Source organism: Aerococcus sp. L_32, from assembly GCF_050689315.1.
Genome location: NZ_JBOEQF010000018.1, coordinates 1 through 21,447, shown reverse-complemented (window position 1 = coordinate 21,447; position 21,447 = coordinate 1). Strand labels below are relative to the sequence as shown.

Below are 21,447 nucleotides of genomic sequence, written 5' to 3'. Positions count from 1 at the left end.
AGTTGATTACGCAAAATAGTTTACTAAAGGAGCATGCAAATGCTCCTTTTTAGTTGGTCCATTTTGTTGATAAAGGCCAATAAAGATTATTATATCAAGGATAGATCTACCTGAGAAAACATCTATTAACAGTGTATGACAATAAAAAACGTCCAATTTTAGCTCTGCATTGTTTAAAACGAAAGATGTGACAAATATCATTTCAATTTGATGTGACGGACCAAAGCCTGACCAATTAATATACCTAAAGGGCCTATTTTGAAAAACATCGTTAATACTGACTTTTGGCCCCCTATATAACGAAAATTATCAGCTAACAATTACACCGGTTGGTGTATCACTGCCAAGTAGGCAAAGTATTGACGAAAATCACACGCAAATTTTAACAGAACCTGTGCCAATTGCTAACCACCAGGCAACCGCAATAGTTGACAGCCAAATAGCCAGTCAATTGGCTACTAAAGATATTACAATCGATAGTCTTCAAGCAGAGATTACAGCACTCAAACAACAAGTGGCCTATTTAGAAGGCCAAGCAGACTTCGCCAATGACTTACTGCGAGACGTCTGCAAGTCATAAATGCCAACAAGCGACAAGTATAGGGATTGATGTTAGTGTGATTATGACATCAATCCTTTATCATTGGCTAGGTCACCAATAATAAAGGATTATAATACAGGATTAATTGAATACAATCATGTATTTCTAAAGACTTCAACAGAAAGAAATATGTGGAAATAGGTAGATTTACGAACGGAATCTCGTATAATAAAAAGAGACGATGAATACAGAAGGTGTGAATAGATTATGACAGATAGAGTTGCTGGTTTACCTTATACTGCTGTATATAAGGGGCTAAATTTAATCCTAGCGCAAGATACAGATATTGTGCCAAATATTGTCGGCCACGGTGGAATTGGGAAGTCCCAAATGGTGCGTGACTTAGCCAAACATAACGGTTTTGGTTACTTTGAAATTACCTGTTCATTACTGCAACCAGGTGACTTGACCATGCCAGTGCCTAAAGAAGACCATATCCAGTACTATTTAAATCCCCAAATTCAAGGGGCTATTACAGAAGCAGAAGCCAATCCAGACCGCAAAGTCATTCTTTTCTTGGATGAATTTAATCGGCCAATTGCCATGGTGCAAGGGGAATTGATGAACCTGGTCTTACAACGTAACTTGATGGGCCAAGCCTTACCGGATAATGTGGTGATTATTACCGCAGAAAACCCGTCTAGTGATGTGGAAGGTTTTGAGAACACTTCATATGCTACAAACGCCCGTGACATGGCTATTAATGATCGGACCATGCGGATTCGAATGGGTGCCAACTTAGAAGATTGGGTTACCTCTTTTGCCAAAAAGACACGCACAAGTAATCCAGGTCGGACCACGATTCATCCCTTGATCACTGAATTCTTGCAGGCTGATGGCCGTCAATATTTCATTGTCATTGATGAAACAAGGGATAAAAACCCAACCCCACGTGCCTATGAACGATTATCTAACCTCCTGTACGCTTTTGAAGATGCGGGTCATGATATTTATCATCTAACGGATGACTACCTTGAATTCTTGATTGAAGGAATCGAGGGGAATATCGGGGACGAAGCAGGTCAAGTTTTTGTGACTTTCTTGAGACAGCAGCAAACAGATTTTATTAAACCAACGGAAATTGTCCAAGCTAAGGGGGTGGACTTAGACCAAGCAATCCTTGACCGCTACCGAGCGATGCCAATTGTGCGTCGTAAACGGGTAATTGAAGATTTAACGGATTATATCGTTAACCAACCGAATTTGATTGAAGACAAGCATCTAATCAGCCGTTATACAGACATTTTCGTCGCTTCTGAACCGGATGAAATTTATATTTTAATCAAACGAATGCATGACGGACCGGATGATTCAGCTATGGCGAATTTCTACAAGGCCTTGAACCAGCACCCTGACTTTGTGGAGAAAACGTTTGACATCACTATGGCTGTGAACGCCAACCCATAAACAATAATTAGGAAGAAAGAGGGTGCCGAAGTGAATGAGGATGCATTATTTTCCGACTTTGAATTTGAAAATATCGAGTCGACCTTTCGAAAAATGAGAATCGCTTATATAACCTTTCTAAACCATGGTCAATACGAGGACTATGAGAAATTTGCTGACGCTCAGAATCAATTGTTGGGGATTTTGACGGCCACCCTTATGAACAATCAAGACACGCAAAAGGGGGCAAGAGATGTACTTTTTGCGGGGATTCTCTTCCATACCGACCGGGAGATGAATGGATCACTAGCAAAACCTATTACCATCGGTTTCCGTGGCTTAGATCTGGTCATGACCATTAATCCAATTCTATTCTACCTTTATTATGAAACGCCCGAGGGGATGCTAGCGGCCATTAGACAGATGTGTTACCACGTTTTATTTGGCCATATCGTTGAGTATGATTGGGCTTTTAAAGATGAGGAGTCAGCTAAAGTCATGAGCGTGGCTATGGAAGCTGAGGTGAACCAGTATGTGGATGAACTACCTGATACGGTGGTGACCTTGAAATGGGTCAAGCATATTATAGAAAATAGACTCATTTTGCCTAAAGCAGGGACCTTGTACTATTATAATGAGTTAAAAGCGGTCAAAAAAGACCCGAAAAAACAGGGGCACAACCGAATAGAATCGACCTTCAATAAGATGCTTGGGTCTGGACAAATGGACGACTTGTACAGCCAATTAGCCGGCAATTTCGATCCTAGTAAGGCGGAAGAATTGCGGATTGACTCGGCCAAACAATTGAAAGAGGAAATGAAGAACAATCGGACCATGCAGCCGATAGCCCCAAACAGTCAGCACGCGGACTTATACCGGAAATTGATGAACGGGCTGATCAAAGATTCTTATAGTCAGATGACTGAAGAATTAAGGTTGAAATTATCCAGTGAAGTCAAGGTCAACATCGACCAAATCACCAAACAGCGGGCCTTAAACTGGCGCGATGTGATTAAACGAGGCATGGGGACGTCATTAGTGCCTTATAAAATGTCTAAAAACCGGATGAACCGCCGGCAACCGCACCGGGTAGATTTACCGGGCCGAATTTTAGATACTGCCAGCCGCTTGGTGGCCTTCTTTGATACCTCAGCCTCACAAAATGAGGAGGCTTTAGCTTATTCCCTAGGTGAATTGGCCAATATTCAAAAGACCTTGCATGCAGAAGTGTGGGTTGTTCATGTGGATACGACAGTCCAATACGCCAAACCCTTATCCTTCCAGTCTTTGAAAGATATGGAATTTGGGGGCCGTGGGGGGACTTCTTTCGCACCGGCCTACCAGTGGCTACATGAACAAGGCTTCACCAATAAAGATACGGTAGCCGTTTATTTCACAGACGGCTATGGAGACGACGACTTTGAACGATACGGTTTTATCAATATGTATTGGGTACTGACTGAAACAGAAGTGGGGGATCCCTCACCGCTATCTACAGATGGTGGCGGAAAAGTTTTATATCTGAAAGCGGACGAGCGGTATAACCGACATGTCTTGCATCACCATAAAAACGCCCCAATCAGTCACCAAGATAGTGACCATTTCTAGGAGGTTCAAATGGATACCATCAAAATCAAGAAAGCCTTGGTAAAGGCACAAATGGGCGACTACGCCCCTATGGTAAAAGATATTCCCTATGCCACCTTTAAACAGTTGCATATCCCCTTTCAATTTAATTTCAAACAAATTGACGAAGAAATCGCAGCTTATATTGTGGCCAATGGCTATTTAGATATGTTTCCAAGTCAGATGAACCAGTTAAACCTATTGCAAAAGGGCAACCATTTTAGAATGGAAACAGGGATCTCAAGTGACATGGACGACCAATTCCTAGCCAATGCATGGACAAAATATGAAATCATCAAGCGGGCTGACTTAGCCAATACAGCTAAAGAATCCATGATCAGCCGCACGGGTAGTCAAGTATCTATGTGGGATAAATTAATCAGCCAAGATATACCAGAATTAAAAATTCAGCAAGAAGCATTATTAACGGAATTTGCATGAATACTCGTGTAAAAATACTAATGAATATAAAAGCTGACTAAGTCATGTCACATTGGATGTGCACTTTGTCAGCTTTTCTGTCTATCATTTGGGGTTGCATTTCAATTTGTCTTGGCGCATGATGGAGGTAAGAATACGATGAGTAAGGGGAAACGGATGGAAAAGCAAGATAGCTTACAACCGATTGTTTTCGAGCGTCAAAAGTTTGATCTCGATGATATCCGGGAGATGCATACCTTATATATTGAAGATTACCCAATTGTCTATATCCTGCACCAAGATAAGGAGACGAAATCTCGGCCTAAAGCCTATATTGGCCAGACAGTTCATATCCACAACCGGATGCGGGACCATTTAAAAAATAAGGCACGTAAAGACTTAACGGACGCCCTGTTTATTGGCCACCAAACCTTTAACCAGTCGGCGACCTTTAATATTGAAACTAATTTAATTAACTATTTTATTGCGGACAACCAATTTTCCTTGCAAAATGTCAGCCAAACGGCCAACCTGTCCATGCACAATTATTATCAAAAGTCCTTATATGACGATGATTTATTTGAGGACATCTGGGAATCCTTACGGCGTGAGGGTTTGGCCAAGGAGACAACTGATAACCTTAAAAATCGAGATATCTATAAATTATCGCCCTTTAAAACCCTGTCTGAACCACAGCGAGCTTTAAAAGAAAATATCCTCGATTATTGCAAGCGAGTTATGCAGGATATTCACCAAGAAAAAACCGTCAAAAAGAAAGTCTATGTCATTCACGGTGAAGCTGGAACGGGTAAGAGTGTCATTTTGTCATCTTTATTCAATACCTTGCAAGAAGAGGCTCGGCAAAGTCATTCCGTATTGGCGGGGACTAAAAACTTCTTATTGGTCAACCATTCAGAAATGTTGAAAACATACCAGCAAATCTCAGAGGCACTGCCTTATCTAAAAAAGAAGGATTTCGCCAAACCGACGCCTTTTATCAATAATCAAAAAATCGAGCAAGCGGATATTGTCTTGATTGATGAAGGCCATTTGTTGTTGAGCCAGGCGGATCCCTATAACAATTTTTACGGGGAAAACCAATTAGATGCCATCATGGACAAGGCCAAGGTTGCGGTTCTAATTTTTGATGAAAAGCAATATTTGAAGGTCAAGAGTAAGTGGCAATCGGACGATTTAAAGGTTATTTTGAAGAAATACGACGCCGACGAATTCCATCTGACCGACCAGTTCCGTATGAACGCCTCACCAGTAGTCATGAATTGGGTGAATGATTTTGTTGGGCAAAAAGTGACACCACTTCCGCCTTCTGACGACCATTTTGAATTCAAGGTCTTCGACGATCCAACCGCCTTTAAAGATTATATCTATCAAAAGAATGCGGATAAGGGATTGTCACGAATTGTGTCCACCTTTGATTTTGCCCATAAGAAGAATGGCGACGTCTACCTAGTGGATGAAGCTGGCATCAACCTGCCTTGGAATACGACCAATAGTAAAATAACCTGGTCAGAGCGGCCAGAAACCATCAATGAAGTCGGGTCCATTTACACAGTCCAGGGATTTGATTTAAACTATGTGGGGATTGTCCTTGGACCTTCGATTGATTACGATTTTAAGACCGAAAGATTAACCATCGATCCAAGCAAATATCAAGATACGGGTGGTTACAGCGGTGCTAATCGTTTTGTCAGTCACAAGGAGGCCATGGCTGCTAAAGAGCAGATCATCTTGAATTCAATCAACGTATTGATGAAGCGGGGGATATACGGCTTGGCCATCTATGCGGTCAATGACAATTTGAAGCGGAAACTACAGAAAATGAAAGTGGAGGCAATGCAGGATGACATCTAGTATGGACAAGGTCAATCAATTTCGGGATGAGCGAAACTGGCGACAATTTCACAATGAGAAGGATCTAGCCCTATCAATCACCTTGGAAGCCTCGGAATTACTGGAAATCTTCCAGTGGAAAACGGCAGCCGAGGGTGTTGAGAATTTGGACGCTATTAAAGATGAATTAGCGGATGTGCTGATTTATGCCTACATGTTGGCGGACAATTTAAACTTGGATATTGATGACATTATCGAGCGCAAGTTGATTAAAAATAAGGAAAAATATCCAGTTGAAAAAAGCCGTAATAATAATAGTAAATATACTGAATTATAAATAAAATCGCGACCAGCATCATTCAAGACTGGTTGCGATTTTATTTATATATAAGTATTTATTTTGCCAAGGCCTTATTGCCTTTATGTAAAGTAATGATGGTCCAAGCGAGTAAGGATAGGATGAAGGCCATAGTTAAAATAACTAATGCATGGGCTAGGGAAATTTGGCCAGCAGTTGGATTGTCACCGAATAAGGACAAGATTTCATCTGGTAAACCAAGCATGTTTAAAACAGTTAAACCAATGACAGATACCCAACCTAAAACTTTGACGATAAGCGTATTTTTAAAGCGATGACCCATATCTTTTTCAGAGTCGGTAATCATGAGTAAGGGAATGATTGAAAATGGTAGGGCAAGGGCTAAGAAGACTTGGGAATTGTTCATCAGGTTATTCAAGGCGATATGCTCTTCAACAGACCCTTTTTGGCTGGTATACATAACACTCAATACGACTGGAATAATGGCGGTTAAACGGGTAATTAATCGACGAGCCCAAAGCGGTAATTTCATTTCAATAAAACCTTCCATAATAACTTGGCCGGTTAGGGTCCCTGTAATAGTTGAATTTTGACCGGAAGCAAGTAAAGCAACGGCGAATAATGTGGCCAATACACCTTTTGACGCTAAATCCGCCAAGACAGAATTGGCCATAAAATCTGGATTAGATAAGGCTTCATATAAACCAAAGAATGACGGGTCTTGAACGGCGCCAGTTTTGAAAACTGCGGCCCCCATTACAAGTAGTAAGGCATTGACGACAAAGGCAAGCCCTAATTGAATGTTTGAGTCCCACATGGTAAACCGTACTGCAGCCGCTACTTGGACTTCGTTAGCGTGGTCTATTTTCCGACTTTGTGAAATAGCGGAATGTAGGTACAAGTTGTGGGGCATGACTGTCGCACCGATAATGCCTAGAGAACCGGCTAGCGGTGTCATCCCGTTGACAGCTGGACTGGTTTGGAGGACATCACTGATTGGAACAAAGGATGCGATAATGGCTGACCAAGTTGGATTTGATAAGGCCACTTGATAAACAAATACGAATAAGATAACAAAAATCAAACAAACGACAATGGCTTCAATCTTCCGAAATCCAATGTGGGCAAGTAATAATAGGAGCAGGACATCAAAGACCGTGATCATAACAGCAATGAGTAAGGGAATATTGAATAAGAGGTACAAGGCAATGGCCGCCCCAATAACTTCTGCAATATCAGTTGCCATAATCGCCAATTCTGTAATGATCCATAAGATGAAAGCTAGTTTTTTATCGGTCCGTAAGCGGATGGCTTGGGCCAAATCTTCTTGGGTGACAATCCCTAGTTTGGCTGCCATATATTGAAGTAGCATGGCCACAAGTGATGATAGTAAAATCACAGACATCAGCATGTATTGGAAATTTTGCCCCCCAGTAATCGAAGTTGACCAGTTACCCGGATCCATATAGCCGACGGCAACTAGGGCACCTGGTCCGGAATAGGCTAAGAGTGTCCGCCAAAATCCTTTACCGGTTGGGACTTCAACTGTTCCGTTTATTTCACTTAATGAAAGATCGCTGCTTCTTCTTTTATTGTCTATACTTGATTCTTCTGCCATGGGCTACCGTCTCCTTTGAAAATTTCTTTTGCAAACAGAGTATACGCCTATAAAAGGTAAAGGTAAATATAAAAATAAGGGAAGCCTAAAATAAATACATAAGAAAACCACAAATGGTTAAAATATGGCTCGGCTAGCTAAACTTTCTTCACCTATATAGACAAAGGCCATACTCGTACAAGCCGCCAGATTTGTGGTAAAATAGCAGAGATTAGGAAAAGTAAAAGGGTGACCTTTTTGTCACGACCTTATACGTAAAAAGTAAAGGAAAAAAGATAACGTAAAAAAGATAAAGCGAGTGAATCCAAGATGCCTCAAAAAACCAAACAAACGCCTATGATGCAACAATATAATGAAATGAAGGGCCAATATCCCGATGCCTTCTTGTTCTTTCGTCTAGGTGACTTTTATGAAATGTTTAATGATGATGCCTTAAAAGCGGCCCAAATTTTAGAAATTACCTTAACCTCGCGCAATAAAAATGCGGAAGATCCAATCCCTATGTGTGGTATCCCTTACCATTCAGCCAGCGAATATATTAAAACCTTGGTCAGCCAAGGCCATAAAGTAGCGATTGCTGAACAATTGGAAGACCCCAAATTAACCAAGGGCATGGTCAAACGTGGTGTTGTTAAAGTCTTGACACCAGGAACCTATATGAATGACAGCATTGGCATGGTTGAAAACAACTACCTTTCTGCCTTAGATTACGTTAATGGCCAATACATTTTAGCCTTTTCGGATGTGGGTACTGGGGAGTTAAAAGTGACTACGCTTGACGACTTTAATGCTGTTTTGACAGAATTTGCCCAATTACAATCAAAAGAATTGGTTGTTTCCCAAGCTGTACCAAAAGACCAGGTAGAAGAATTACAACACCTACAATCCTTCACCTTATCACCTTTTGAGTTGACAGCTGAAGCAAGGGCGAAAACAAGAGAAAGTTACAAGCAAATCCTAGCCGACATCTCTGATGGCCAGGAATTGAATGGCCTCTTATTACTGTTGACTTATGTAAATTCTATGTCCCACCAAGCAATTGACCATTGGCAGGCGGCGACCCACTATGAAGTAGCGCATTACCTCCATATGGACTACTATGCCAAAAGTAATTTGGAACTAACTGAATCAGTTAGAACCAAGAAACGGCAAGGGTCCTTGTTAGCTTTCTTAAATAAAACAGAAACGGCTATGGGCTTTCGCTTACTAAAAAATTGGCTGGATAGACCGCTGATTTCCCTACCGGCAATTGAACGGCGGCAATCCCAAATTGAAGATTTGATCGAACATTATTTCCAACGTCTTGAAATTAAAGACCTATTACACGGGGTGTATGACTTAGAGCGGTTAGTGGCAAAAGTCGCCATGGGGAACGTTAACCCTAAAGAATTATTACAATTAAACCAGTCACTTAGTCGGGTCCCAGGAATTATTGACACCGTTGACCAAATTGCAGCGGATAATGAAGATGACAGTGTCTGGGCCAATATCCAAGGGCAAATCACAGCCTTACCAGCATTAACCCATACGATTGCAACGGCCATCAAGGAAGATACACCGGCGACTTTAAAAGATGGGAATGTCATTGCGGATGGCTTTAACCCGCAATTAGACGAATATCGGGATGCCATGCGCAACGGTCAACAGTGGATTGCTCAATTGCAGGCGGATGAACGGGCCAAAACGGGCATTAAATCCCTTAAAGTTGGCTATAATAAGGTATTTGGTTACTATATCGAAGTGACAAAGGCCAACCTGCATTTACTTGAAGAAGGCCGTTATGACCGCAAGCAGACCTTAACCAACGCTGAACGGTTCATTACACCTGAACTAAAAGAAGTGGAAGCAAGAATTCTTGAAGCGGAAGAACAGTCACAAGTACTTGAACACCAACTTTTCCAAGCAGTACGTGAAGAAGTGAAGAGTCATCAAGTGACTTTGCAGGCGATTGCGAGTACAGTAGCTACTATTGATGTGCTCCAGTCTTTAGCGGAAATTTCAGAAACCTACCAATACGTGAAACCACAATTCATGACCGACAAACGTGACTTGTACTTGAAAGAATCAAGACACCCGGTGGTTGAAGGGGTCATTGGCCAAGATAGATTTGTGCCCAATGATATCGTGATGGATCCTGAAACAAGCATCTTGATGATTACAGGACCAAATATGTCCGGTAAATCAACTTACATGCGGCAATTAGGACTGATTGTCATTCTGGCCCAAATGGGGTCTTTTGTACCAGCTAAGGAAGCTCGTTTACCGGTATTTGATAAGATTTTCACCCGGATTGGGGCGGCAGATGATCTTTTAGCGGGTCAGTCGACTTTCATGGTGGAAATGATGGAAGCCAATCAAGCCTTACAGCATGCCACCGATAATTCCCTATTATTATTTGATGAATTGGGACGCGGAACGTCTACTTATGACGGGATTGCCTTGGCCCAAGCCATCTTGGTCTATATCCATGACCACTTTGATGCGAAAGTACTTTTTTCAACGCATTACCACGAACTTACAGCCCTAGATGAAAGCTTACCACGCTTAGCCAATATTCATGTTGGGGCTAGTGAAGAGGACGGGGAATTGGTCTTCTTGCATAAGGTATTTAACGGTGCAACGGACAAGTCTTACGGGATTCATGTAGCCAAATTGGCCGGTATGCCGGGTGAATTGTTGCAGAACGCCCGAGTGGTCTTGCAGGAACTAGAAGCCAACAATTTAAATGAAGTCAATAAGGAACAACAGCTGTCGTTATTTGATTTAGTCCATGAAGAGACGCCGGTTCAACCGGTAGACAATAGGCCAGTGGAAGCAGGCAGTCAAGCAGTGATCGACCAATTGAAGGCTGAAGATATATATAACTTAACACCGATTCAGGCCTTAAATTTCTTAGCAGAATTAAAGAGCCACTTATAAAGGATGATGTAAATGGCGATACAAGAATTACCCATTCAAGTAGCCAACCAGATTGCAGCGGGGGAAGTGGTTGAACGACCAGCCTCAGTTGTCAAGGAACTTGTGGAGAACGCGATAGATGCAGGAGCCAGTGAAATTGCGATTCACATAAAGGAAGCCGGATTACGGTCGATTCAAGTGATTGATAATGGAAAAGGGATTGCAGCGGATCAAGTTGGCCTCGCCTTTAAACGACATGCAACCTCAAAAATATATAGCTCAAGTGACTTGTTTAGAATACGGACACTAGGATTTAGGGGTGAGGCTTTGCCGTCAATCGCCTCAGTTTCAGAAGTGACCATGAATACCTCTGACGGGGAATCTTCAAGTGAAATCTATATTAAAGATGGGCAAATCATTGACCAGAAGTCGTCTGCTTTAAGACGGGGGACGTCTGTACTGGTAGAGAACCTCTTCTACAATACGCCAGCACGTTTGAAATACTTGAAGAGTTTGCAAACAGAATTAGCCCATATTACAGATATCATTAACCGTGAGAGCCTTGGACATCCAGACATTCGTTTTAACTATACCCATGACGGGAAAACCTTATTGTCAACAAATGGTAAGGGCCGGGTCAATGAAGTCTTAGCGGCCATTTACGGCTTTAGACATGCCAAAGATATGGTAGCTATTGAAGGAGAAAACTTAGACTTTCACATTTCAGGCTATGTGACCTTACCAGCTGTGACTAGAGCCAGCAAGTCTTATATGTCCTTATTTGTGAATGGTCGTTTTATCAAAAACTATAAATTAAACCAAGCTATTTTAAAGGGTTATGGGTCTAAATTAATGGTGGGACGGTATCCGATTGCGGTCATTTATATTGAACTTGACCCGCAATTAATCGATGTGAACGTTCACCCAACCAAGCAAGAGGTCCGTATCTCTAAAGAAGATGACCTCTATGATATGATCAAAACCGGCATTATTGATGCCTTAGCCCCTGTACAACGGATTCCGGATGTATACGCATACGGTGAAGGGGACGATGGCCAATCAGTCAATAATAGTGATCCATTTGCTTCAACATCTTCTGGGCAAAATAACTACCACCCTCTAAGCCAGCCAACAACTTATCTTGGCGAGCAAGCCAGTCTAGACTTCTCGGCCATTCAAAGCAGTCATGGCAGCGATACTAAGCAAGATGCCACTAGCCCTTTTTCAGGTAATGGTTTCTCTAATGCTTTGGATGAAAATGTTAATGAAGAGGTCAAACAATCTGTCCAAGTGCCGACTTACTTGCGGGATGAAGCCCAGGTGGTTCAAGCAGAGGCCCTTGAAAATGAGGTTGATGATTCAGATGAATCGTCAGTAGCCTATTTGGACACGGAACAAGAAGTGGACTTGCCAAAATCGCACAACAAACCAGTCTGGCAAACGGTTAACCAAGTTCGGGCGCTTGACCAGGCTATCGTAGACCGGAATATGTCCTTTCCCGAGCTGACTTATGTGGGGCAAATGCAGGGGACTTATTTGGTAGCTGAAAATGAAATGGGCATGTATTTGGTGGACCAACATGCGGCCCAGGAGCGGATTAAGTACGAATACTACCGGGACACCATTATGGAATTTGGAACGGCAATGCAGAGTTTACTATTACCGATTGTTTTTGATTTCTCAAATTCAGAGGCCCAAGAGATTGACCAAATCCGACCAAAATTGTTGAAAATGGGGATTGATTTAGAGCCCTTTGGCCCAAATGCCTTCCAGTTACAGCAGCACCCAATTTGGATGGGCAAGAAGAATGTCCAAAAAATTGTGGAAGATTTGATTGCCTTAGTTTTAGAAGATCCTAAAGCAACGGTAGGCAATTACCGGGAAGCGACGGCTATCATGATGTCGTGTAAACGGTCGATTAAAGCCAACCATTATTTAGACGACATGCAGGCAAAACAACTGCTGCATGACTTGGCTTATACCAAAAATCCTTATAACTGCCCGCACGGACGACCAGTGCTGGTTCATTTTTCAAATTATGAAATTGAGCGGATATTCAAGCGAATTCAAGATCCGCATGAGTCACCGCAATTGTAGGGCAATTAAAACTGTAATCTAGATTTTCGTGTATAAGCGGAATTTATGCTAGAATGTAAACAACGAAAAGAGAGGAGCGACAAAAGTCGTTAATACTCAACATGCTTGACCAAAAGCAGAACAATTACTGTCAAGTAACTGGGGTATTTTGGGAAGTATCGGAAGAGTTTGACTTTTAGCGCCCAATATCACGACACCTGTTTTTCGGGTGTTCAAACGAGAAAAAAGGAGTTTCATTATGACAAAAGACTACAACAAAGAAGAACGTTTGAAAGAACTGTCTGAATTAGAATATGAAGTAACACAAAACGCGGGTACTGAACGTCCATTTACTGGTCAATATGACGACTTCTACGAGCAAGGTATTTACGTGGATATCGTGAGCGGTAAACCATTATTTGTATCTACTGATAAATTTGATGCCGGTTGTGGTTGGCCATCATTCTCAAAACCAATTTTGGAAGATGAGATCGAAGAATTAGATGACTCTTCATATGGTATGAAACGTATTGAAGTCCGTTCAAAAGATGCAGACACCCACTTAGGGCACGTATTTAACGATGGCCCAGCTGAATTAGGTGGCTTGCGTTACTGCGTCAACTCTGCTTCACTTCGTTTCGTGTCGCTAGAAGATATGGACAAAGAAGGCTACGGCGACTTGAAAGAATTAGTGAAGTAAGACCATGTACGAATTTATGATAGGTCAGGTTGAAAGTGTCTACCCAGATGCTGTCATACTTGAAACGGGGGGGATTGGCTACTATATTTATATGGCCAATCCTTATCGTTTTACAGACAAAATCGGGCAAGACCAACCAGTGAAAATTTGGTTGTATCAATCTGTTTCAGAGAATGACATCCGTTTATATGGTTTTAAATCACAAGAAGAGAAGATTATCTTCCTGCAGCTGATTTCTGTTTCTGGTATCGGCCCTAAATCCGCCTTATCCATCCTATCATTAGACGATAACGCCGGTTTAGTCGCAGCCATCCGGGCAGAAGACAATGCCTTTTTAATGAAGTTTCCAGGTGTTGGCAAAAAGACAGCCGGCCAGATTGTGCTAGATTTGAAAGAAAAACTGCCAAAAGTTTTAGCTGAGTCTCCGTCTTCTGCACTATTCAAGCAAGAAAGCTTGGATATTCAAGGAACAGACCAAGTCAACCTACCATTCATGCATGAACTTGAAGAGGCCATGGCTAGTCTTGGCTACAGCCAAAGAGAAATCAATCGCGTAGTGAAAAACGCTGACTTCTCCGGTGTAACCACTACAGCGGAAGCCATTCGCGTCGCCTTGAAATTTATTACAAAACGTTAATATAGGAAAAGAAAGGAGGCATTCGCCATGGATTTTGATCATCAGGAAGATTTAGATGTTGAAATCGTCCACAACGGCCAAATTCACTCACCCCATGCACAAGCAGATGAAGCCCAGGAATTATCTTTACGACCAGAGTTTTTGCGGGAATACATTGGCCAAGCTGAATTAAAAGAAGAATTAGCGATTTATATACAAGCAGCTGAAAATCGTGAAGAAGCCCTTGACCATGTCCTCCTTTATGGACCACCAGGTTTAGGGAAAACCACCCTGGCTAATATTATCGCCAATGAAATGGGGGTTAATATTCAAACGACTTCTGGACCAGCTATTGAAAAAACAGGAGACTTACTAGTCTTGTTGAATGAGCTTTCAGAAGGAGATGTCTTGTTTATTGATGAAATTCATCGCTTACCCCGTGTGGTAGAAGAAATGTTGTATTCTGCTATGGAAGACTACCAAGTAGATATTATTGTTGGGCAAGATGAAGGGGCCCACCCTGTGCATTTCCCGCTGCCACCTTTTACCTTAATTGGGGCAACAACTAGGCCAGGCGCCTTGTCGTCACCACTAAGACACCGGTTTGGGATTGTGCAACATTTACGCTACTATACAGTGGATGAATTAGCGACCATTGTCGAACGGACAGCCCGTTTATTTGAAGTGCCAATTAAAGATCAAGCAGCGAAAGAAATCGGGATGCGGTCACGAGGGACACCTCGTATCGCCAACCGATTATTAAAGCGGGTCCGTGATTTTGCCCAAGTATATCACGAAGATGGTTTAATTGACGATCCTATCACGGATAAGGCCTTATCTATTTTGAAAGTAGACCAGGCAGGTTTAGATGAAACGGATCGAAAAATTCTCGAGGTGATTATTCGCTATTATGGTGGGGGACCGGTTGGTTTGTCGACCATAGCAGCGAATATCTCAGAGGAAACGACAACAATAGAAGATATGTATGAACCCTTCTTAATTCAAAATGGGTTCTTACAAAGAACGCCACGTGGTCGTCTAGCAACACCAAAGGCCTACGACCATTTAGGCATACCCTATGCGGAGGAATTTTAAGTGACATTAACGACAAATGATTTTGATTTTGACTTACCAGAAGAACTGATTGCCCAAGTACCTATTCAAGACCGGTTGGCTAGTAGACTGCTGAAACTTGACGCCCAAACTGGGGATTTCCAGGATGGCCATTTTCCAGATGTAGCAAGTGAACTTGAAGCGGGAGATGTCTTGGTATTGAATAATACCCGAGTATTACCAGCGCGTTTACACGGGATTCGTACTGATACGGGTGGACATATCGAAGTCTTACTACTAAATAATACGGAGGACGACAAATGGGAAACCTTGGTTAAACCAGCTCGTCGTATTCGTGTGGGGACTGAGATTGCTTTTGGGGACGGTCAATTAGTGGCGGTTGTTACTGAAGTGCTTGATCATGGTGGACGAATTGTGGAATTCAAATATAATGGCATCTTTTTAGAAGTCCTTGAGGCTTTAGGTGAAATGCCATTACCGCCATATATCAAAGAGAAACTAGACAATCCTGACCGGTATCAAACCGTCTATGCCAAGGAAAATGGGTCAGCGGCAGCGCCAACAGCGGGTCTTCATTTTACAGAGGAATTTATGGCCGACTTAAAAGACCGGGGCGTTGAAATTGCCTACCTAACTTTACATGTTGGGCTTGGGACCTTCCGGCCGGTATCTGTGGATGATATCGATGCCCACAAAATGCATTCAGAATTCTATCGCTTAGACCAAGAAAATGCGGCTAAAATTCGACGTGCCCAAGAAGGTGGACACAAGGTGATTGCAGTTGGGACGACATCTATCCGCACCCTTGAAACGATTGGCACTAAATTCAAGGGGCAAGTCCAACCTGATTCTGGTTGGACCGATATTTTTATCGCACCAGGCTATCAATTTAGCGTGGTTGAAGGTTTTATTACTAACTTCCACTTACCTAAATCAACTTTAATTATGTTGGTTTCAGCCTTTGCCGGACGCGACCATGTCCTTGCGGCTTACCAGCATGCGGTTGAAGAAAAATACCGGTTCTTCTCCTTTGGGGATGCCATGTTCTTACGAGGGCCCCAATACGCTGATCCAGCGATTACTGCAGAAGATATCGAAGCGGCGAAACAACGAAATAGTCATTTTTTTACTAATGAAGACAAATAAATAGTGATTTTAAACAAACCGTATGAATGAGGAGGTGACCGGATGTTTGTGCCATTACATGTAAATTCAGCCTATTCCCTATTAACTAGTCCCATGTCTGTTGAAGCGTACGTACAAGCAGGGGCATCTGCAGGTTATACCCATTTAGGCTTGGCCGATGTCAATGTCATGTCAGGAAGCTTGACATTCGTCCGTGCCTGTGAACAAAATGGCATCACCCCTTTAATCGGGCTAACCGTCCAGTTGAATATTGACAATGTCAAAGAAGAATTGGTTGTTTACGCAAAAAACTACAAAGGCTATCAGCATCTGATGGCCCTTTCGTCGTCCTTAAAATTACAAGCAGAAGCCAACCGCCGGGCCATTTACCAAGAAATCACCATCCACGCAGACGATTATGTGGTGATTTTTTCTGCTATGAACGGCCCCCATATGCGGTACTTGAAACAAGGTGACGGTCAGGCAGACTACGACCAGTTAGAGAAAGAGCTACTTTGGTGGCGACGCCATTTTTCAGATGACCAATTATTCCTAGGTCTTTCAGCTTTGGAGAATGAACAATTCCACGCAAAAGCCATCATCGAATTGAGTGAACAATCAGGGATTCCATTAGTCGCTATGCCGCACATTCAATATGCAAAACCAGAGGACTTCTTCACCCAACAAGTCCTTGAAGCCATTGACAATAATAAGCCAATGATAGGGATTGATGAGTTGAAGCAAGTGAAAGGAACCCATGCACTCAGAAGTCCAGACCAATGGGCCAAGATGTACCAAGACCCAGATGATCAAGATTCAGTTTATAAAGATTCCTTGAACCGATTAGAGGCAGCGGTGAAGGGTATTGACATTGTATTTCCTCAAGTTGAAACCTTGCTGCCCAAATACCCGCTACCAAGTGAATACACGGATACACCTAAATACCTAAAAGACCTAGCGGAAGCAGGGTTAGTTAAGCGGGTGTCGGAGATTACAGATGCCTATACCGACCGTTTAGCTTATGAATTGTCAGTCATCCATGATATGGGCTTTGACGATTATTTCTTACTCGTTTGGGACGTGATGAACTATGCCCACCAACACCATATCCAAACGGGTCCAGGACGTGGGTCGGCTGCCGGAGCCTTGGTGGCTTACGTCTTAGAAATTACAGACGTTGACCCGATTGCAAACGACTTACTATTTGAGCGGTTCTTGAATCCAGAACGGCAGAATATGCCGGACATTGACCTGGATTTCCCAGATAATAAACGGCAAGAAGTGCTCGACTATGTCTACCGGAAATACGGAGACAACCATGTAGCACAAATTGCAACTTTTGGGACATTTGGTGCTCGGCAAGCCTTGCGAAATGTGGGATCTGTCTTTGGGAAAGCGCAAGTGACCTTGTCAGAATGGGCTAATACAGTAGGTAATAACCCTAATTTACCAGCTGAAACACTAACAGCAGTCCATGACCAGTCCCAGAAATTGCGGGAATTAATTGAAAACGAAGACCACGGGCAATTGTGGTTTGATACCGCCCGTAAACTAGAAGGGTTACCACGCCACGTCTCCACCCATGCAGCCGGTGTTGTGATTGCGGACCAACCTCTAACCTTGCATACACCGCTTCAAGCCTCATCTACCCATATTCCAAACACCCAATATACAATGGGGGATGTTGAGGCAGTGGGCCTACTGAAGGTCGACTTTCTGAGCCTATCCAACCTGACTATTTTGCATGACGGGTTAGCGGCCGTTGGTAAATTAACCAGTCGACCAGTCAAAGCCTTGGATATTCCATTAGATGATCCAAAGACTTATGAAATCTTCCAACATGCAGATACCAATGGCGTCTTCCAATTTGAATCGGACGGTATTAAGAATGTTTTGAAACAAGTAGCGCCAACATCCATTGAAGATGTGGTGGCTGTTAATGCCTTGTACCGACCAGGTCCAGTCCAACAAATTCCACATTTTGTGGCCAGAAAGCATGGACGTGAAGCTATTGCTTACCCACACCCTGATTTAGTACCAATGTTAGCCCCTACATATGGCGTTATGGTCTACCAGGAACAAGTAATGCAGGTGACCCAAAAAATTGCAGGATTTAGTCTGGGTGAAGCGGATATCTTGCGTCGTGCCATCGGTAAAAAGAAACATGAAACCATTGAAAAAGTCCGCAAACAATTTATCAGTGGGGCTATTGAAAATGGCTACCAGGAAAGTGTCGCTGTGCAAATCTATGACTATATTGAAGCCTTCGCCAACTATGGTTTCAATAAGTCGCATTCCTTTGCTTACTCATACTTGGCCTACCAATTGGCTTGGATCAAGGCCAATTATCCAGTTGCTTTTTATTATGGTAACCTGAAACATACAAGGATATATGATAAAAAAGGGAAGAACCTGGTACTAGAAGCGAAAAACCACGGGGTTGAAGTGGTCAATCCAGATATCAACAAGTCATTTTATGGCTTGTCAGTTGTGGACGACCATCAATTACAACTCGGCTTAGGGGACATTCGAGGCATTCCTAAGCGGGCAGTAGAAGAAATGATTCAAGATCGGGAAGCGGAAGGACCATTTAAGGACTTTGCCGACTTTATCCACCGACTTGGAAAGCTCGCCCTCAAAGAAGACATCTTAGTTAAATTAGCCCAAGCAGGTGCTTTGGATAGCTTTGGTTACAACCGACGTACCTTACAATTGGAAGCTATCCCTAAGATGATTACCCATGAGCAACTCTTTAAAACAAACAATCAACACCAAACCTCGCTACTTGGGGACGATGACTTGTCAGCCATGTTCGCACCCAAGATTGTTGAAATCGATGAATTTGACCAACACCAATTAATTGAAAATGAAATAGAAACGCTGGGGCAAGCATTATCGATTAGCCTTTTTGAAGACTATGAAAGTTTTTATCAAACAGGGATTATTGATTACATTGAAAACCTCAAAGAAAATGACAAAGCCTTTTTCATAGGGGAGGTTATGGCGGTGAAACGAATCACTACTAAGAAAAATCAACCCATGGCCTTTGTGACATTAGAGGACCAAACGGGGCAAATTTCTGTGACGGCATTCCCGGAAGCTTATATAACTTTCGCCAAACATTTAAACCAGGGCAATGCCTTGTTGGTTTACGGAAAGACGCAAAAGCGCAATGATGACTTGCAGGTAGTCTTGACTAAGGCTTGGATGTTGGATGAAGATACAAAAGCTTATTTAAACAATTTGAGTCAAAAACAAGCAGACGGTTCTGGGCAAGCAGATCATGCTGGCGGACAAAAAGACCAGCTTGCACAAAGCACTCAAGCCCCAGTTTGTTGGATTCGTGTTGAAGATAAGGCCAAGGCTAGTGAGCTGAAAGCTGGACTACTAGAAGTTGTTGGCAAATATCCTGGTCAAACCAGGCTGCATTTTACGATTGTGGCGAGTCAAGAAAACTACTGGTTGTCTGAAAAGTATGCGATTGAAGTGACGGATGAATCGGTTACAGAATTGATTGCTTTCTATGGCGAGGAAAATGTGGTTGTTAAATAGCATAGAATACTTGTATATCTTTGCACAAAATTAGAAAACGTAAGACATTGGTAAGGAAAAATGGTAGAATAACACTGTAAATAAATTAATTGAGGTGAAAATATGGGAAAACGTATAGGAGTTTTAACTAGTGGTGGAGATGCACCTGGCATGAACGCAGCTATCAGAGCAGTAGTTCGCAAAGCAATTCATGACGGCGATGAAGTTTTCGGTATTCGCTATGGTTATCGTGGCTTAGCTGAAGGTGATATTTTCCAAATGGCGGAACGCGATGTAAGTGATTTGACTTCTCGTGGAGGAACCATGCTTTATACTGCTCGTTATCCAGAATTTCAGAATGAAGAAGGCCGTAGACCTGCTATTGAACAATTAAAAAAACATGGTATTGACTCTTTAGTAGTAATTGGTGGGGATGGTTCTTACCGTGGTGCTGCATCATTAGCGGCAGCAGGTATTCAAACTGTCGGCATTCCAGGAACAATTGATAATGATATTCCTGGTACTGAATATACAATCGGTTTTGATACCGCATGTAATACTGCCTTGGAAGCAATCGATAAAATTCGTGATACGGCTACTAGTCATCTTCGTACATTCGTAATCGAAGTGATGGGACGTAATGCGGGTGATATTGCTGTATGGACTGGTATCGGGTCAGGTGCTGAGCAGATTATTATTCCAGAAGCGGAATTTAATATGGATGAAGTTGTTGCGAATATCGAAGAAGGTAGACGTCGCGGTAAGAAACACTCTATTATTATTCTTGCTGAAGGTGTAATGGAAGGTCATGAATTTGCCGATAAACTTTATGAATATGATGACTATCATGCACGTGTTACTGTGTTGGGACACGTTCAACGTGGTGGATCACCTACAGCTCGTGACCGTGTGTTAGCAGCATTATTCGGTTCTAAAGCTGTTGAATTGCTACATGAGGGTGCTAGCGGTGTTTGTGTAGGTATCAGTGGAGAAGATATTATCGCTACTGATATTAATGAAGCATTGCAAACAAAAGGACACTCACGTTCGTCACAAGTAAATCTATACAATATCAACTCAGAAATTTCATTTTAATTTTTTTCTAAGAAAGGATGCATTAATCATTATGGAAAAAAACACTAAAATTGTATGTACAATTGGCCCCGCATCGGAGTCTGTAGACACTTTAGTTCAACTTATCGAAGCAGGTATGAACGTTGCACGTTTAAACTTCTCTCATGGAGACCACGACGAGCATTTAGCACGTATCAACAACATCCGTGAGGCTTCAGAAAAAACTGGTCGTCGCGTTGCAATCTTATTAGATACTAAAGGTCCTGAAATTCGTACAAACAACATGAAAGACCACAAACCTGTAACATTGGTTAAAGGTTCTGAAGTTCGCGTATCAATGACAGAAGTTGAGGGTGACGAAAAAAAATTCTCAATTACATACACTGAATTGATTAATGATGTAGAAAAAGGTTCTCATATCTTAATTGATGATGGTTTAGTAGACTTATTAGTAACTGATATCGACACTGCAAACAACGAAATCGTTACTGAAGTACAAAACACTGGTATCATCAAAGATAAAAAAGGTGTT

General features: G+C 42.3%; 16 protein-coding genes. 15 read left to right on the top strand and 1 reads right to left on the bottom strand.

What is annotated here, in order from left to right:
• Positions 1 to 394: 394 nt before the first annotated feature.
• From ACRCJ0_RS02645 to ACRCJ0_RS02620, 6 genes are all read left to right on the top strand, one after another.
• Positions 395 to 580, top strand: coding sequence for a hypothetical protein (locus ACRCJ0_RS02645; protein WP_431389414.1), 186 nt, complete (start codon positions 395 to 397; stop codon positions 578 to 580).
• A 228-nt stretch (positions 581 to 808) separates the two neighbouring features.
• The gene (locus ACRCJ0_RS02640; protein ID WP_431389413.1) at positions 809 to 2,008 is read left to right on the top strand and encodes an ATP-binding protein; all 1,200 of its coding nucleotides are present in this window, start codon (positions 809 to 811) and stop codon (positions 2,006 to 2,008) included.
• A gap of 30 nt (positions 2,009 to 2,038) precedes the next feature.
• Positions 2,039 to 3,595 carry a VWA-like domain-containing protein gene (locus tag ACRCJ0_RS02635; protein ID WP_431389412.1) on the top strand — a complete coding sequence of 519 codons (1,557 nt, stop codon included), beginning with the start codon at positions 2,039 to 2,041 and terminating at the stop codon, positions 3,593 to 3,595.
• A gap of 9 nt (positions 3,596 to 3,604) precedes the next feature.
• Positions 3,605 to 4,054, top strand: a complete 450-nt coding sequence (locus ACRCJ0_RS02630) for a hypothetical protein (RefSeq protein WP_431389411.1) — start codon at positions 3,605 to 3,607, stop codon at positions 4,052 to 4,054.
• 138 nt (positions 4,055 to 4,192) lie between these two features.
• Complete coding sequence (locus tag ACRCJ0_RS02625) at positions 4,193 to 5,905, top strand: DUF2075 domain-containing protein (RefSeq protein WP_431389410.1); 1,713 nt, start codon at positions 4,193 to 4,195, stop codon at positions 5,903 to 5,905.
• Entirely contained in the window at positions 5,895 to 6,221 is a 327-nt protein-coding gene (locus tag ACRCJ0_RS02620) for a nucleotide pyrophosphohydrolase (protein ID WP_016897620.1), read from the top strand. Before ACRCJ0_RS02625 ends, ACRCJ0_RS02620 begins: the two co-directional genes overlap by 11 nt.
• A 58-nt stretch (positions 6,222 to 6,279) precedes the next feature.
• On the opposite strand, the gene ACRCJ0_RS02615 is transcribed toward ACRCJ0_RS02620, so the two are convergent.
• Entirely contained in the window at positions 6,280 to 7,821 is a 1,542-nt protein-coding gene (locus ACRCJ0_RS02615; protein ID WP_431389409.1) for an Nramp family divalent metal transporter, read from the bottom strand.
• A 309-nt stretch (positions 7,822 to 8,130) separates the two neighbouring features.
• Between ACRCJ0_RS02615 and mutS the strand changes: the two genes are divergently transcribed.
• From mutS to ACRCJ0_RS02570, 9 genes are all read left to right on the top strand, one after another.
• Positions 8,131 to 10,740: a DNA mismatch repair protein MutS gene (gene mutS, locus ACRCJ0_RS02610; protein ID WP_431389408.1), complete on the top strand. Its 2,610-nt coding sequence runs from the start codon at positions 8,131 to 8,133 to the stop codon at positions 10,738 to 10,740.
• Positions 10,741 to 10,752: 12 nt separating this feature from the next.
• Positions 10,753 to 12,816, top strand: a complete 2,064-nt coding sequence (gene mutL / locus ACRCJ0_RS02605; RefSeq protein WP_431389407.1) for a DNA mismatch repair endonuclease MutL — start codon at positions 10,753 to 10,755, stop codon at positions 12,814 to 12,816.
• Between the two features lie 238 nt (positions 12,817 to 13,054).
• Positions 13,055 to 13,495 carry a peptide-methionine (R)-S-oxide reductase MsrB gene (gene msrB / locus ACRCJ0_RS02600; RefSeq protein ID WP_048726492.1) on the top strand — a complete coding sequence of 147 codons (441 nt, stop codon included), beginning with the start codon at positions 13,055 to 13,057 and terminating at the stop codon, positions 13,493 to 13,495.
• A gap of 4 nt (positions 13,496 to 13,499) precedes the next feature.
• Positions 13,500 to 14,132 carry a Holliday junction branch migration protein RuvA gene (gene ruvA, locus ACRCJ0_RS02595; protein ID WP_048726489.1) on the top strand — a complete coding sequence of 211 codons (633 nt, stop codon included), beginning with the start codon at positions 13,500 to 13,502 and terminating at the stop codon, positions 14,130 to 14,132.
• 27 nt (positions 14,133 to 14,159) lie between these two features.
• Positions 14,160 to 15,206, top strand: coding sequence for a Holliday junction branch migration DNA helicase RuvB (gene ruvB / locus ACRCJ0_RS02590; protein ID WP_431389406.1), 1,047 nt, complete (start codon positions 14,160 to 14,162; stop codon positions 15,204 to 15,206).
• Positions 15,207 to 16,331: a tRNA preQ1(34) S-adenosylmethionine ribosyltransferase-isomerase QueA gene (gene queA, locus ACRCJ0_RS02585; protein WP_431389405.1), complete on the top strand. Its 1,125-nt coding sequence runs from the start codon at positions 15,207 to 15,209 to the stop codon at positions 16,329 to 16,331. It begins immediately after the preceding gene.
• A gap of 42 nt (positions 16,332 to 16,373) precedes the next feature.
• Positions 16,374 to 19,862 carry a DNA polymerase III subunit alpha gene (locus ACRCJ0_RS02580; protein ID WP_431389404.1) on the top strand — a complete coding sequence of 1,163 codons (3,489 nt, stop codon included), beginning with the start codon at positions 16,374 to 16,376 and terminating at the stop codon, positions 19,860 to 19,862.
• A 102-nt stretch (positions 19,863 to 19,964) separates the two neighbouring features.
• The gene (gene pfkA, locus ACRCJ0_RS02575; RefSeq protein ID WP_016897611.1) at positions 19,965 to 20,936 is read left to right on the top strand and encodes a 6-phosphofructokinase; all 972 of its coding nucleotides are present in this window, start codon (positions 19,965 to 19,967) and stop codon (positions 20,934 to 20,936) included.
• A 31-nt stretch (positions 20,937 to 20,967) separates the two neighbouring features.
• Positions 20,968 to 21,447: pyruvate kinase (locus ACRCJ0_RS02570; protein WP_431389403.1), on the top strand; the 480-nt coding region annotated here is incomplete at its 3' end.